Below are 13,335 nucleotides of genomic sequence, written 5' to 3'. Positions count from 1 at the left end.
GATGCGAGCAAGAGATTACTTCGTCGGCGCGGCCTTCGCGCTGCTGGCGGGCGGCATGGCTCATTCGGCCATGGCGCAGGAGATCAAGATCGGCGAGATCAACAGCTACTCGCTGTTGCCGGCGTTCACCGAGCCCTATCGCAAGGGCTGGCAGCTCGCAGTCGAACAGGTCAACGCGGCTGGCGGCATCAACGGCAAGAAGCTCGTCGTCGTCTCCAAGGACGACGGCGGCAAGCCGGCGGATGCGCAGACCGCGGCCAACGAACTGGTGTCGAGCGAGGGCGTGGCGATGCTGACGGGTACGTTCCTGTCGAACATCGGCCTCGCCGTCAGCGACTTCGCCAACCAGAAGAAGGTGTTCTTCCTCGCGGCCGAGCCGCTGACGGACGCCATTACCTGGTCCAAGGGCAACAAATACACCTTCCGTCTGCGCCCCTCCAACTACATGCAGGCGGCGATGCTGGTGGAAGCAGCCAGCAAGCTGCCGGCCAAGCGCTGGGCGACCATCGCGCCGAACTATGAATATGGCCAGTCCGCGGTCGCGGTGTTCAAGAAGCTGATGTCGGAGAAGCGCCCCGACATCCAGTGGGTCGACGAGCAGTGGCCGCCGCAGGGCAAGATCGACGCGGGTCCGGTGGTGCAGGCCGTTGCCGCGGCCAATCCCGAGGCGATCCTCAACGTCACCTTCGGCGCCGATCTCGTGAAGCTCGTGCGCGAAGGCAACACCCGCGGCCTGTTCAAGGGGCGCGAGGTCGTCTCGTTCCTGACCGGCGAGCCCGAATATCTCGATCCGCTCAAGGACGAGACGCCGGAGGGCTGGATCGTCACCGGCTATCCCTGGTACTCGATCAAGACGCCCGAGCACGACGCGTTCCTGAAGGCCTACCAGGCCAAGTACAACGATTACCCGCGTCTCGGCTCGATCGTCGGCTACCAGACCATCAAGGCGGCCGCTGCGATCCTAGCGAAGGCCGGCTCGACCGATCCGGAGAAACTGATTGCCGCGACGGAGGGGCTGTCGATGCCGTCGCCGTTCGGTGAGATCACCTTCCGCAAGATCGACCACCAGTCGACGCTCGGTGCCTATGTCGGCAAGACCGCGCTGAAGGACGGCAAGGGCGTGATGGTGGACTCCGTCTACAAGAAGGGCTCGGACTATCTGCCCAGCGACGCCGAAATCGAGAAGCTGCGTCCGAAGGACTAATCGCTTTCTTCTCCCTCTCCCCGCAAGCGGGGAGAGGTGAACCAAGCCTCGCATGCCGCGGCATGCAACACCTAACCCGGACCGCCGATGGCCTTTTATGTCGTACAGTTTCTAACCGGTCTCGCCAGCGCAGCGTCGCTGTTCCTGGTGGCGTCGGGCCTGTCGATCATCTTTGGCGTGACGCGGATCGTGAACTTCGCGCATGGTGCCTTCTACATGATCGGCGCCTACATCGCCTTCACGCTCACCGAACAGCTCTCGGGAGCGCTCGGCTTCTGGGGCGGGATCGTCGTGGCCGCGTTTGCCGTGGCCCTGATCGGCGTCATCGTCGAGATGGTGCTGCTGCGCCGCATCTATCACGCGCCCGAGCTGTTCCAGCTGCTTGCGACCTTCGGCCTGACCTTGATGGTCGAGGATCTCGTCGTGCTGATCTGGGGCCCCGATGATCTCGTCGGCCGCCGCGCACCGGGCTTCAAGGGCGCCGTCGATTTCTTCGGCCAGAACATCCCGAGCTACGATTTGTTCCTGATCGTTCTCGGACCGGTCGTGCTCGGCATTCTCTGGCTGCTGTTCCAGCGCACGCGCTGGGGCGTGCTGGTGCGCGCGGCGACGCAGGACCGCGACATGGTCGCAGCGCTCGGCGTCAACCAGAAATGGCTGTTCACATCCGTGTTCGCGGTCGGCGTCTTCCTCGCCGCACTCGGCGGTGCGCTCCAGATCCCGCGCGATGCCGTGCATCACGCCATGGATTTGCGCATTATCGTCGAGGTCTTCGTCGTGGTCGTGATCGGCGGCCTCGGCAGCATCGTCGGCGCCTTCGTCGCGGCGGTGCTGGTTTCCGAGCTCAACGCCTTTGGCATCCTGATCTTCCCGAAGATCTCCATCATCCTGGTCTTCCTGGTGATGGCGGTGGTGCTGATCGTCCGGCCCTGGGGCCTGTTCGGCAAGCCCGAGGCGGCCGCGCGCAAGACGCCGGGCCTCACTGTCGATCCCTGGCGGCCGCTGACCTCGAACGAGCGCCTCGCGGCGCTCGCCGCGCTCGTCATCGCGGCGATGCTGCCGCTGTTCGCAGGCAATTATGTTCTCACAGTCGGTTCGGAGATCGCGATCTTCGTGATCTTCGCCGTCAGCCTGCATTTCCTGATGTCGGTCGGCGGGCTCGCTTCGTTCGGGCATGCCGCTTATTTCGGTCTCGGCGCCTACGGCGTCGCCTTCCTCGCCAAGATGGCAGGGTTGCCGATGGTCGTGTGCCTGCTGCTCGGGCCGTTGCTGGGCTGCATGGGCGCGGCCGTGTTCGGCTTCTTCGCGGTGCAGCTGTCCGGCGTCTATTTCGCGATGCTGACGCTTGCGTTTGCGCAGATCGTCTGGTCGATCGCGTTCCAGTGGGTGAGCGTGACAGGCGGCGACAACGGCATACTCGGCGTCTGGCCTTCGAGCTGGGCGGCGAGGCCGTCGCATTTCTATTGGCTGGCGCTCGGCGTTGCGGCACTCGTGACGGCCGCGCTGCGGGCCATGGTATTCTCGCCGTTCGGCTACGCACTCCGGGCCACGCGCGACTCGCCTCTGCGCAGCGAGGCGGTCGGCATCAATGCCAAGCGTATCCAGTGGACGGCGTTCGTGATCGCAGGCACGACCGCCGGCATCGGTGGCGCGCTGTTCGCCTACCTCAAGGGCAGCGTCTTCCCCGACAATCTCGGCATCTCGCTGTCGGTCGACGCGCTCGTCATGGTGCTGCTCGGCGGCGTCGAGACGGTGTCGGGCGCGGTGATCGGTGCCATCGTCTACAAGGCTTTGAACATCTGGCTGGTCAGCCAGACCGACCTGTCGAAGCTCGTGCTCGGCGGCTTCATCGTGCTGATCGTCGTCGTCTTCCCCAAGGGCATCGTCGGCATGCTGGAGATGCTGGCGCAGCGCCGCAGGAAGTCCTCGCCGCCGGGATCCCCCTTGCTTGCCAAGCCGATCGAGTCCGCCGAATGAGCGTCGCACCCCCACTTCTCGCGGTTGAAGGCCTGTCCAAATCCTATGGCGGCATCCATGCCGTGCGCGGCGTCTCGTTCTCGCTGCGTGCCGGCGAAATTTTGGCGCTGATCGGTCCGAACGGCGCGGGCAAGAGCACCTGTTTCGACATGCTCAACGGCCAGAACAAGCCTGATACCGGCCATGTCCGCCTGCTGGGCGAGGAGACCACCGGCAAGAGGCCGCGTGAGATCTGGCGGCTCGGCGTCGGGCGCACCTTCCAGATCACGGCGACCTTCGCCACCATGACGGTGCGCGAGAACGTGCAGGTCGCGCTGATCTCGCATGGGAACCAGCTGTTCAATCTCTTCGGCTCGGCGCCGAACTTCGACCGCGGCGAGGCCGGGCGGCTGCTCGAACTCGTCGGCATGGGCGGCTACGCCGATCGTCCCTGCGGCGAGCTTGCTTATGGCGACCTCAAGCGGCTCGAGCTTGCGGTGGCACTCGCCAACCAGCCGAAACTGTTGCTGATGGACGAGCCGACCGCCGGCATGGCGCCGCGCGAGCGCGTCGATCTGATGCGGCTGACCGCGCAGATCGCGCGGGAGAAATCGATCGGCGTGCTCTTCACCGAGCACGACATGGACGTGGTGTTCGAGCACGCCGACCGCATCATCGTGCTCAACCGCGGCACGCTGATCGCGGAAGGCTCGCCAGCGGAAGTGCGCAGCAATCCCCAGGTGCAGGCGGTCTATCTCGGCGAGGGCCTGCTTTACGATGCCGAGCATCGCGAGGGAGCCTCGACATGAAGCTCACGGTGCAGGACCTCAACAGCCATTACGGCCCGGCTCATATCCTGTTCGACATCGGTTTCGAGGTCGGCGAGGGCGAGGTGGTGGCGCTGCTCGGGCGCAACGGCGCCGGCAAGTCGACGACGTTCCGCTCGATCGTCGGGCTCGTCGCGCAGCGCTCGGGACGGATCATGTTCGAAGGCAAGGACGTCTCGGCACGTCCGACCCACGAGATCGTGCGCGACGGGCTTGGTTACGTGCCCGAGGAGCGGCGCATCTTCACCGATTTGACGGTGGAGGAGAATCTCGAAGTCGGCCGCCAGCCGAAGCGTCCGAACGCGCCGCACTGGACCCGCGAAAAACTGTTCACGCTGTTTCCAAATCTGGGTGAGATGAAGAACCGCCCGGGCGGCCGCATGAGCGGCGGCGAGCAGCAGATGCTCACCATCGCGCGCACGCTGATGGGTAATCCGTCGCTGGTGCTGCTGGACGAACCCTCGGAAGGCCTGTCGCCGAAGATCGTGGAGCAGATGGTCGATGCCATCCTGACCATGAAGAAGGAAGGCGTCAGCATCGTCGTCTCCGAGCAGAATCTGCACTTTGCGCGGCTGATCTCCGATCGCGCCTATATCATCGAGCGTGGCCGCATCTGCTTCGGTGGCACCATGGCCGAGCTCGACGCGCGTCCGGATATCCGCGACGCGCATCTGTCGTTGTGAGGGGCGGGGAGCGGATGGCGAGAAGCGTCGCGGCGAAGAAAAGCGTCAAACTGGCAAAATCATCTTACGTGCTCGACGAGCAGGTTGGTTTCATCCTGCGTCAGGTCTGGCAGCGCCACAGCTCGATCTTCTCGCGCGATATCGGCACCAATCTGACCCCGACGCAGTGGGCAGCGCTGTCGAAGCTCGCCGAGACCGGGGCGTGCTCGCAGAACCAGCTGGGACGGCTGACGGCGATGGATGTCGCGACCATCAAGGGCGTGATCGATCGCCTGACCGCGCGAGGATTGACCGAGACCAGCCAGGATCCCGAGGACGGACGGCGACTCCTGGTCAGCCTGACGCGTGCCGGTCAGCAGCTTGCGGAGAAGGTCGCGCCGAATGCGCTCGCGATCACCCGGGAAACGCTGGCGCCGCTCGACGCCAGGGAGCGCGAGATGCTGATGGCGCTGCTGAACAAGCTGCGGTGAGGACGGCGCCGTAGCGATGGTCTCGTAGGGTAGGCAAGGCGAAGCGTGCCCACCATTCTTCCTTAAGCCGCAAGGATCGTGGGCGCGGCGCTTCGCGCCTTTGCCCAGCCTACGACGGTTGAACAAGGTGCGGTGTCGGGCGACTAACCTCGATGAAGGTTGTGTCGAGGTTCGGCGGCATGAGAGCGGCAACGCGTTTCGCGATAATCTTGGGTCTCGGTGCGGCGCTAGCGGGCAGTTGTGCCCCTGCCTTTGCCGCGCAGCCCTACGAAGGCTTCTGGGCGTCGACCAAGAAAGATTGCCGCGACCAGGACAGCGCCAATCGCATGAGCATCGAAGGCGGCAACCGCCTCTATTGGTACGAGACGCGCTGCCGCGCCGGCGAGATCACCGCAAACGGCAACCAAAGCTGGAAGATGCGGCTTGCCTGCGAAGGTGAGGGCGAGAAGTTTCGCTCCAATCCACGGGTCTCCATCGCGGCGAACGGCAGGCTGGTGATGGACAACGGCCTCCAGCAATGAACTGCGGCCGCGGAGGGCTGCCTGCGTTAGACGCAGCAGGCAGCAGACTTGTTCAATGCTTTCGAGGGCGATGCGGAGCGGCGAGCCGCTCCGGCTGCGTTATTTCGCCGCCACTTCCGGCACCCTGCCGGCCGGCGGCGTGTTGCGGCTGCGCTGGGTGCGCACGATGCCGTCGATGATGGTCATGCCGATGCCGGGGAGGTCGCCGAGCTGGACGCTCTCCAGAATGGTCTTGCCAGGCGAGTGCTGCGCCTTGTCCATGATGACGAAATCGGCGGAGCGGCCGACCTCGACCAAGCCGCAGTCGAGCTGCCGCATCCGCGCCGTGTTGCCGGTGGCCAGGCAAAACGCGAGCTCGGCCGGCAGATCGCCGAGCGAGGACAGCATCGAGACCATGCGCAAGATTCCGAGCGGTTGCACGCCGGAGCCGGCGGGCGCGTCGGTGCCGAGGATGACGCGGTGCAGATCGCCCATCTCGCGCGCGATGCGCAGCGTGAACAAGGCAGAGCGCTCATTGCCGTTATGAACGATCTCGAGCCCGCGCTTGCAGCCCTCGCAGATGCAGCGGATCTGGTCGTCGGGCAGCGCCGTGTGGCCGCCATTGATGTGACCGACCACGTCGGTGTCGGCCTCCAGCACCACGTCCTTGTCGATCAGGCCGGAGCCGGGGATCGAGGGGCCGCCGGTGTGGATCGTGCTCTGGATGCCGTATTTTCGCGCCCAGCCGACCATTTTTCTCGCGGTCGGGCCGTCCTTGACACCGCCCAGGCCGACCTCGCCGAGCAGCTTGACGCCGGCCGCGGCCAGTTCCTTGAAATCCTCCTCGACCATCTCGCATTCGATCACGGGCGCCCCGGCGTGAACCTTCACGCCGCCGGGCCGCAGATTCCAGAATGCGCGCTGGGCGAAGATGGCCATGGCCTTCAGCCCGACGACGTCGCGCGGGCGTCCCGGCATGTGAACCTCGCCGGCGGAAATCATCGTGGTGACGCCGCCATGCAGGTTACTGTCGATCCAGCCGATCTGGTTCTGGCGCGGCGTCCAGTCGCCGGCGACAGGGTGAACGTGGCTGTCGATCAGGCCCGGCGCGACCGTGGTGCCGTTGGCCTCGACGATCGTGGTCGCGCCTTCGGTATTGAGGTCCTTGAAGCGGCCGATGGCGGTGATCTTGCCGTTCTCGGCGACGATGGTGTCGCCGTCCAGGATCGGCTTTTCCAGGGCGCCGGACAGGATCAGGCCGATATTCCGGATCACGAGCTTCGAGGGTCCGGTGGCCTGGGGTGCGTCATGCGCCATGGAAGGGGCTCCTTATTCCTAACTGCAACGCTCGCGATCTTGGGCAGCCTTGACCGCGGGATCAAGCAGGATTATTCATTAGTATACGAATGATCGTGTACAAACGACGCATAGCTGCCCGCCTCGGAACCGCAATAGACGCGACAGGGAAGGTGAGATGAGCAATTTCAATCAGGAAAGCGTTTTGAGCGTCCACCACTGGACCGACACGCTGTTCTCTTTCAAGACCACCCGCAGCCCGACCTTCCGTTTCCGTAACGGCGAATTCACCATGATCGGGCTCAAGGTCGGCGAGAAGCCGCTGCTGCGGGCCTACAGCGTCGCCAGCGCCAATTACGAGGACACGCTGGAGTTCTTCTCGATCAAGGTGCCGGACGGTCCGCTGACCTCGCGCCTCCAGCACCTGAAGGAAGGCGACGAGATCATCGTCAGCCGGAAGGCCACCGGCACGCTGGTGATCGACAATCTCGAAGACGGGCGCAACCTCTACCTCATCGGCACCGGCACCGGCCTCGCGCCGTTCCTGAGCGTGATCAAGGACCCCGAGACCTACGAGCGGTTCGAGAAGGTCGTGCTGCTGCACGGCTGCCGGCACGTGAAAGAACTCGCCTATGGCGAGATGATCACCGAGACGCTGCCGAAGGACGAGATGCTCGGCGAGTACATCCAGAACCAGCTGATCTATTATCCGACCGTGACCCGCGATCCCTTCCGTAACCGCGGCCGCATCACCGACCTCATCACCTCGGGCAAGCTGTTTGCCGATATCGGCCTGCCGGCCCTGGAAGCCGCCCACGACCGCGTCATGATCTGCGGCAGCCCGGCGCTGGTGGCGGACACCCGCGTGCTCCTCGGCGAGCGCGGTTTTGTCGAGGGCAATCACGGCGAGCCGGCCCAGTTCGTGGTCGAAAAGGCCTTTGCCGAGCGCTAAGCGCGCAATTCTTGCGCATTAGGGTCGCATTTTCGCCCCCGGACGGGCGTTGCGGCGCCGATTCGGCGCTTGATACTATGTGGGAACGAATCAGCGGAGTTCCCACATGGTTGCGGACAGCGACAGCAACATCGCCTGGCACCGGGTCCAGTTGAAGAAGAACCGCGCCGAGTTGAAGGCGCTGGAGACGGCGCGCTTCACGATGGGCGAGATCGCGTCCTCGAAGCGCAACGGCCAGACCCAGAAAGTCATCGCGGAACTGAAGCGCAAGATCGCGCTATCCGAGCGCGTGATCGCCGATCACGACAAGCGCACGCGCCGTCCGCTCGGCACCGACATGCAAAGTCTCAGCAATGGCAGCTGGAGCCACTGGGACTCCTACACCAACCAGCAGCAGCGCAAGACGGGCCCGCGCTCGCAAGGGCGTGGATAACTCTCACGAGAGTTCCGGCTCTTGCAGGATGCGCCCTGCATCCCATCTGGTTGAGGCGCCACCAACCATTCCGGTGATCCCATGACACCGCGCCTCGATTTCACCAGCGAGGCCTTCTTTCGCGATCCACCCACGGCCATCGCCGCGTTACGCGCGCAAGGCCCCGTGGTCGCGACGCGCTTTCCCCTCGTCGGCAACGTCTGGATCACGACCACCCACGACGCCACCGCGCAGGTGCTGAAGGACAGCTCGACCTTCACGCTGCGTAAAGAGGACGGCGACGTCGCGGGTGTCCGCTGGTGGATGCCGAAGCTTGTCACCACCATCGCCAACAACATGCTGACGATGGACGAGCCGGATCACACGCGGCTACGCAGCATCGTGGACGAGGCCTTCCGACGCCGCGCGATCGTGGCGATGGAGCCGCGCATCCGCGCCATCGCCGATGATCTCGCCGCTAAACTGTTCGCGGGAGGAAGCCCGGTCGATCTCGTCGAACATTATGCGCGTATCCTGCCGCTGTCGGTGATTTCCGAGCTTCTCGGCCTTCCCATGGCCGATCGCCCGACGTTCATCGCCTGGGCCAACGCGATGTCATCGCTGACGAATGTCGCAAGCTTCGTCCGCCTGCTGTTCGCGCTGCGCAAGATGCGGCGCTATCTGGAAGGACAGTTGCAGATCGCGCGCAAGCAGGGCGGCGAGGGGCTGATCGCCGAACTGGTCCAGGTCGAGCGCGAGGGCGGCGAGATCACGCCGGACGAAATGGTGGCGATGGTCTTTCTGCTGCTCGCGGCGGGCTCGGAAACGACAACGCATCTGATCAGCGGGTCGGTCTACGAACTGCTCAGGAATCCCGGTTTGCGTGACTGGCTGGAAGCGGACTGGGGTCGCGCCGGGCTCGCGGTCGAGGAATTCTTGCGCTTCGTCTCGCCGGTGCAATTCTCAAAGCCGCGCTATGTGCGGCGGGACGTCGAGCTGGCGGGCGTGCGGCTGAAGAAAGGCGATCGCATCATGGTAATGCTCGCCGCGGCGAACATGGACCCAGCGGTGCACGATCAGCCGGAGCGGCTCGATCTCGAACGCAAGCCCAACCGTCATATGTCCTTCGGCACGGGAATCCATTTCTGCCTCGGCCATCAGCTCGCGCGGATCGAGGCGACCTGCGCGCTGCAGGCGCTGTTCACGCGCTGGCCGCGGCTTGGTCTTGCCGTCGATGCCTCGGAGATCCGCTGGCGCAAGCGGCCGGGGATTCGTATGATTGCGAAACTGCCTGTGATTGCCGATGCCGGAGAGAGGCGGCGGTCAAGCGAGACAGAGCATCTGCTCGCAAGCTGAGCAGGAACCTCATCGTTCCCTCATGCAACCGCGAAACAAACTCCGCGGTGCCGGCGTTGGCCAGATGTGGACAACAATGATGGAGCAATCCATGCCCCATGGAGGCAAGACACATATCGGTTCGGGTGCGCGCGGCAAGGGCACAGGGAACGGAGCGCTCACGGACATCCCCAAGGACAAGATCGGCGACAACATGATCCTGTCGAACCGCGACAAGGCGCAGCATTCCGACATTCGCGGCATGGACAGCAAATTCATCCAGACGGAGCAGTATCAGGATCATTCCGCCAACAGGCTGACCGATGATGAGGAAGCCGATGATTAGGCGATTGCGCTAAGCAGGCCCTCAGGAGCCGGTGGACTTCGCTGCTGCAAGATCGCGCTCCCAGCCGAATACGGAGCGGCCGTCGAGATCGGGCGAGGCTGCGCGCTCGCCGGCGATGTAGGCCTCGACCGACGGGCCGCTGGCAGTACGCTCCAGCCGACGCGCCTGATCGTCGAGGCGCCTGATCGCCTGCATCTCTTCCTCGCGTCCGAGCTTGGCGTTCTGGATCGCGCCCTTCAGCACGCGGATGGTCTCGTCATAGACCTTGATCGGCACGGGGTAGGGATGCCGGTCCTTGCCGCCATGGGCCAGCGAAAATCGCGCGGGATCGTTGAAGCGATAGGGGGCGCCGTGCACGACCTCCGCGACCATGGCGAGCGAGCGCACGGTGCGCGCGCCGACGCCGGGCGTCAGCAATAGCTCCGGGAAGTCGACCGGGGCGCGCTCGGCTGCTGCAGCCAGCGTGCCATGCAGGCGGCGTGCGAATACGTCCTTCGGCCTGACATCATGATGCGCGGGCATTATCAAATGCGGCAGCATCGCCTGTGCCGGTTCGGGCGCAGTCCCAACGAGCCGCTCGAATTCAGTGAGGATGCGATCGGGGCCGAGACCGCTCAACAGCTCGAGCTGCGCGGTGCGCGAGACGTCGGCGCGATGGTCTGTGAGATTGACGATCTCGCCCTGCTGCGGGCCGTCGATCGCGCTGTGCGGTGTATCGACAAAACTCCGGAGCGACTCGGAATGCCAGTGGTAGCGGCGGGCCTGTCGCTTGTCGCCGTTCATGCCCTGCTGCACCACGGTCCATTTGGCGTCGGCGGTGACGAAGAAGCCGTGCAGATAGAGATCGAAACCGTCCTGCACCGCGGCGCTGTCGACTTTTGCCACCAGGCGGCTGGCGCGCGTAAGTTTTGCGCCATCGAAGCCGACGCGATCGCCGAGCTGCAGCAACTCGTCCGGCGTCTTGCGTGAATGCTGGCCGCGGCCGCCGCAGACATAGATGCCGAGCTCATCCTGCAGCGGCCCGAGCCCGCGCTTCGGCGCGCCGATCACGGAGGTCGTGATCCCAGAGGAGTGCCAGTCCATTCCCATCACGGCGCCGAACGACTGGAACCAGAACGGATGCGAGAGCCGCTGCAGGAACGCATCGCGGCCGTAATGATGCACGATCGCCTGCGTGACGATCGCACCCAGCGAAGACATGCGGGTGGCGAGCCAGGGGGGAACCCGGCCGGTGTGAAGGGGGAGATCGGCGCTGCCGGTTCGGCGAGTCATGATTGCCTAGAAATGGCGCAGTTCGGCGACGGTTGCACCTGAGGGATCCTGCGTTGCACAGAGCGGGGGAGCGAAGCCTGCCGCAATGCGTTGAGACGCGAATGGAAATGCGGGGACCTCAATGAATTGGCAGGCCGTCATGGTCGACATCGACAGGATGTTCGGGTGGATACCGTCATGGTTCGTCGGGCTCAGCCTGGTCGCTGGCGCGATCCTGATTGCCCTGTCAATCTATCGGCTCGCGGTCTGGCTGCTCAACCGCGCCTTTGGAACCCGGCTTCCGCTGATGAGCGTGTTCATCGAGCGCACCTCCGGCCCGGCCCAGCTGGCGCTATGTCTTGCCGCCGTCGCTCTGGTGCTGCCGCTCGCGCCGCTCGACAGCGCGTTCCGAACGCCGCTGACGAGCCTGTTCGTCGTCGGCTTCATCGCGCTGATCGGCTGGATCTCGATCCGGATCGTGGACATGAGCGCGGCGCGCTATCTGCAGAATTTTCGCGACGTCACGGAGAACTTCGTCGCGCGCAAGCATGTCACCCAGGTGCGCGTGTTCAAGCGCGTCACCGACATCATCATCGTCATCATCACGGTGTCGACCGCGCTGATGACGTTCGATTCGGTCAGGCAATACGGCGTCAGCCTGTTCGCTTCCGCTGGTGCTGCCGGTATCATCGTCGGTCTTGCAGCGCGGCCGCTGCTGAGCAATTTGATCGCGGGCGTGCAGATCGCGATCACCCAGCCGATCCGCATCGAGGATGCCGTGATCATCGAGAACGAGTGGGGCTGGGTCGAGGACATCGCCGCGACCTATGTGGTGATCCGGCTATGGGACTGGCGCCGCATGGTGGTTCCGCTGTCCTACTTCATCGAAAAGCCGTTCCAGAACTGGACGCGCGACACCGCGTCCCTGATCGGCGTCATCGCGCTCCATGTCGATTACCGCGCCGACGTGCCGCGCATCCGGCGCTGGCTGGAGGGCGCGGTGAAGGAGTCCAAGCTGTGGGACGGCGCCGTGGTCAATCTCCAGGTGATCGATGCGGATTCCCGCACCATCGAGCTGCGTGCGCTGGTCAGCGCGCGGAATGCGCCGCAGTCCTGGGACCTGCGCTGCGAGATGCGGGAGAAGCTGATCGCGTTCATCCGCGACGAAATGCCGGAAGCCCTGCCGCGCGAGCGCGCCATCCTGATCCCGCAGGGAGGGGGCGACGACACGGAGTTCCTGCAGCGATCCACTGCACCGGAAAAGATGCGGGCGACCGCCCACAATTGACCGGTGCGGTGCTTTCCTTATTGAGCCTTGGTCGCGCCGCGCAAGCCGGCCTGCTGCTGGATCGTATCCAGCGCGCCGGACGACTGCTCTTCCGTCACGAAGCGGTTGAGCAGGGGAAGGGCGTCCTCGCGTCCTTTGGGGATCGCGATGGCCATATGCTCGGCGCCCCAATTGCCGTCGAGGATTTTTGCGCCCGGCATCTGGTCGGACATCTCGAACAGCGTCGGTTTGTTAGTCGCGTAGAGATCGATCTCGCCGCGGCCGAACATGGCGATGGCGACTTTGACACTTTCGGCCGGAACGATGGTCGCGCTCTTGAACTTCGCCGGCAATGTCCGTTCTGAGGTCGACCCTTTGGTGACGCCGATCTTCACGCCCGGTCTGTCGATATCCTCGATCTCTCTGATCGGCGAGTTCGCGGGAACCAGATAGCCGAGCTCGATCGCCAGCACGGCCTGGCTGAAGCTCACATCATTGGCGCGGGCCGGCGTGGCGTTGGTCACGGTGAAGTCGACCTGGCCATCATGGATGGCGGTGACGATGTCGGCGACGCGCTGGAACCTGACATAGTCGACGCCAACACCCAGCCGTTTTGCCAGCTCGCCGCCGAGATCGTAGGCGAGGCCGTGCGGCTTGCCGGCGGCATCAGTCACCATCGAGGTCGGGCTCCCAGGATAGATGCCGACGCGCAACGTGCCGCTCGGTGCCAGCAGCTTTGCTTCGCCGTCGGCGCGCGCGGGCGCGCCGAGCAGGCCGATCATTGCAAATGCGAGCAGGGCGGTGCGCGCAAATCGCCCAGAAGAGGTCCTCATGTG

Annotated in this window: 14 protein-coding genes; 11 read left to right on the top strand and 3 right to left on the bottom strand. The window is 64.6% G+C overall.

Features of this window, described 5'->3' with window-relative positions; all coding sequences use genetic code 11:
- The first annotated feature begins 1 nt into the window (after position 1).
- The 6 genes from JQ627_RS00965 to JQ627_RS38920 all read left to right on the top strand — a co-directional run bounded on the left by JQ627_RS00965 (position 2) and on the right by JQ627_RS38920 (position 5,661).
- Positions 2–1,204, top strand: a complete 1,203-nt coding sequence (locus JQ627_RS00965) for an ABC transporter substrate-binding protein (protein ID WP_212482298.1) — start codon at positions 2–4, stop codon at positions 1,202–1,204.
- Positions 1,205–1,291: 87 nt separating this feature from the next.
- A complete protein-coding gene (locus JQ627_RS00960; protein ID WP_212482297.1) occupies positions 1,292–3,181 on the top strand; it encodes an ABC transporter permease in 1,890 nt (629 codons plus the stop codon).
- Complete coding sequence (locus tag JQ627_RS00955; protein ID WP_212482296.1) at positions 3,178–3,969, top strand: ABC transporter ATP-binding protein; 792 nt, start codon at positions 3,178–3,180, stop codon at positions 3,967–3,969. Before JQ627_RS00960 ends, JQ627_RS00955 begins: the two co-directional genes overlap by 4 nt.
- On the top strand, positions 3,966–4,670 hold the full coding sequence (locus JQ627_RS00950; RefSeq protein WP_212482295.1) for an ABC transporter ATP-binding protein: 705 nt from the start codon (positions 3,966–3,968) through the stop codon (positions 4,668–4,670). Before JQ627_RS00955 ends, JQ627_RS00950 begins: the two co-directional genes overlap by 4 nt.
- Positions 4,671–4,684: 14 nt before the next feature.
- Positions 4,685–5,140, top strand: coding sequence for a MarR family winged helix-turn-helix transcriptional regulator (locus tag JQ627_RS00945; protein ID WP_212482294.1), 456 nt, complete (start codon positions 4,685–4,687; stop codon positions 5,138–5,140).
- A gap of 326 nt (positions 5,141–5,466) precedes the next feature.
- The gene (locus JQ627_RS38920; protein ID WP_249142811.1) at positions 5,467–5,661 is read left to right on the top strand and encodes a hypothetical protein; all 195 of its coding nucleotides are present in this window, start codon (positions 5,467–5,469) and stop codon (positions 5,659–5,661) included.
- Between the two features lie 99 nt (positions 5,662–5,760).
- On the opposite strand, the gene JQ627_RS00935 is transcribed toward JQ627_RS38920, so the two are convergent.
- Positions 5,761–6,957, bottom strand: coding sequence for an amidohydrolase family protein (locus JQ627_RS00935; protein ID WP_212482292.1), 1,197 nt, complete (start codon positions 6,955–6,957; stop codon positions 5,761–5,763).
- A gap of 157 nt (positions 6,958–7,114) precedes the next feature.
- Between JQ627_RS00935 and JQ627_RS00930 the strand changes: the two genes are divergently transcribed.
- The 4 genes from JQ627_RS00930 to JQ627_RS00915 all read left to right on the top strand — a co-directional run bounded on the left by JQ627_RS00930 (position 7,115) and on the right by JQ627_RS00915 (position 9,981).
- The gene (locus JQ627_RS00930) at positions 7,115–7,888 is read left to right on the top strand and encodes a ferredoxin--NADP reductase (RefSeq protein ID WP_212482291.1); all 774 of its coding nucleotides are present in this window, start codon (positions 7,115–7,117) and stop codon (positions 7,886–7,888) included.
- 106 nt (positions 7,889–7,994) lie between these two features.
- Positions 7,995–8,321, top strand: a complete 327-nt coding sequence (locus tag JQ627_RS00925) for a hypothetical protein (protein WP_212482290.1) — start codon at positions 7,995–7,997, stop codon at positions 8,319–8,321.
- 81 nt (positions 8,322–8,402) lie between these two features.
- A complete protein-coding gene (locus JQ627_RS00920; RefSeq protein WP_212482289.1) occupies positions 8,403–9,656 on the top strand; it encodes a cytochrome P450 in 1,254 nt (417 codons plus the stop codon).
- Between the two features lie 91 nt (positions 9,657–9,747).
- Positions 9,748–9,981 (top strand): hypothetical protein, encoded by a 234-nt coding sequence (locus tag JQ627_RS00915; RefSeq protein WP_212482288.1) that lies wholly within the window; start codon positions 9,748–9,750, stop codon positions 9,979–9,981.
- A gap of 21 nt (positions 9,982–10,002) precedes the next feature.
- Here the strand turns inward: JQ627_RS00915 and JQ627_RS00910 are convergent, their stop codons facing one another.
- Positions 10,003–11,253, bottom strand: a complete 1,251-nt coding sequence (locus JQ627_RS00910; RefSeq protein ID WP_212482287.1) for a DUF763 domain-containing protein — start codon at positions 11,251–11,253, stop codon at positions 10,003–10,005.
- 121 nt (positions 11,254–11,374) lie between these two features.
- On the opposite strand from JQ627_RS00910, the gene JQ627_RS00905 reads away from it, so the two are divergent.
- On the top strand, positions 11,375–12,520 hold the full coding sequence (locus JQ627_RS00905) for a mechanosensitive ion channel family protein (RefSeq protein ID WP_212482286.1): 1,146 nt from the start codon (positions 11,375–11,377) through the stop codon (positions 12,518–12,520).
- Between the two features lie 17 nt (positions 12,521–12,537).
- Here the strand turns inward: JQ627_RS00905 and JQ627_RS00900 are convergent, their stop codons facing one another.
- A complete protein-coding gene (locus JQ627_RS00900) occupies positions 12,538–13,332 on the bottom strand; it encodes an ABC transporter substrate-binding protein (RefSeq protein WP_212482285.1) in 795 nt (264 codons plus the stop codon).
- Positions 13,333–13,335: the final 3 nt, after the last annotated feature.

Origin of the sequence: Bradyrhizobium liaoningense, assembly GCF_018130785.1 — a bacterium.
GTDB classification, from domain to species: Bacteria; Pseudomonadota; Alphaproteobacteria; order Rhizobiales; family Xanthobacteraceae; genus Bradyrhizobium; species Bradyrhizobium liaoningense_A.
This window is presented reverse-complemented; position numbering and strand designations above follow the sequence as displayed.

Excerpts from the sequence above, each read along its gene's own strand:
- JQ627_RS00905 (WP_212482286.1), top strand. The coding sequence starts at position 11,375 with ATGAATTGGCAGGCCGTCATGGTCGACATCGACAGGATGTTCGGGTGG.
- JQ627_RS00955 (WP_212482296.1), top strand. The coding sequence starts at position 3,178 with ATGAGCGTCGCACCCCCACTTCTCGCGGTTGAAGGCCTGTCCAAATCC.
- JQ627_RS00915 (WP_212482288.1), top strand. The coding sequence starts at position 9,748 with ATGCCCCATGGAGGCAAGACACATATCGGTTCGGGTGCGCGCGGCAAG.
- JQ627_RS00965 (WP_212482298.1), top strand. The coding sequence starts at position 2 with ATGCGAGCAAGAGATTACTTCGTCGGCGCGGCCTTCGCGCTGCTGGCG.
- JQ627_RS00935 (WP_212482292.1), bottom strand. The coding sequence starts at position 6,957 with ATGGCGCATGACGCACCCCAGGCCACCGGACCCTCGAAGCTCGTGATC.
- JQ627_RS00925 (WP_212482290.1), top strand. The coding sequence starts at position 7,995 with ATGGTTGCGGACAGCGACAGCAACATCGCCTGGCACCGGGTCCAGTTG.
- JQ627_RS00950 (WP_212482295.1), top strand. The coding sequence starts at position 3,966 with ATGAAGCTCACGGTGCAGGACCTCAACAGCCATTACGGCCCGGCTCAT.
- JQ627_RS00910 (WP_212482287.1), bottom strand. The coding sequence starts at position 11,253 with ATGACTCGCCGAACCGGCAGCGCCGATCTCCCCCTTCACACCGGCCGG.
- JQ627_RS00900 (WP_212482285.1), bottom strand. The coding sequence starts at position 13,332 with ATGAGGACCTCTTCTGGGCGATTTGCGCGCACCGCCCTGCTCGCATTT.
- JQ627_RS38920 (WP_249142811.1), top strand. The coding sequence starts at position 5,467 with ATGAGCATCGAAGGCGGCAACCGCCTCTATTGGTACGAGACGCGCTGC.
- JQ627_RS00945 (WP_212482294.1), top strand. The coding sequence starts at position 4,685 with ATGGCGAGAAGCGTCGCGGCGAAGAAAAGCGTCAAACTGGCAAAATCA.
- JQ627_RS00960 (WP_212482297.1), top strand. The coding sequence starts at position 1,292 with ATGGCCTTTTATGTCGTACAGTTTCTAACCGGTCTCGCCAGCGCAGCG.
- JQ627_RS00920 (WP_212482289.1), top strand. The coding sequence starts at position 8,403 with ATGACACCGCGCCTCGATTTCACCAGCGAGGCCTTCTTTCGCGATCCA.
- JQ627_RS00930 (WP_212482291.1), top strand. The coding sequence starts at position 7,115 with ATGAGCAATTTCAATCAGGAAAGCGTTTTGAGCGTCCACCACTGGACC.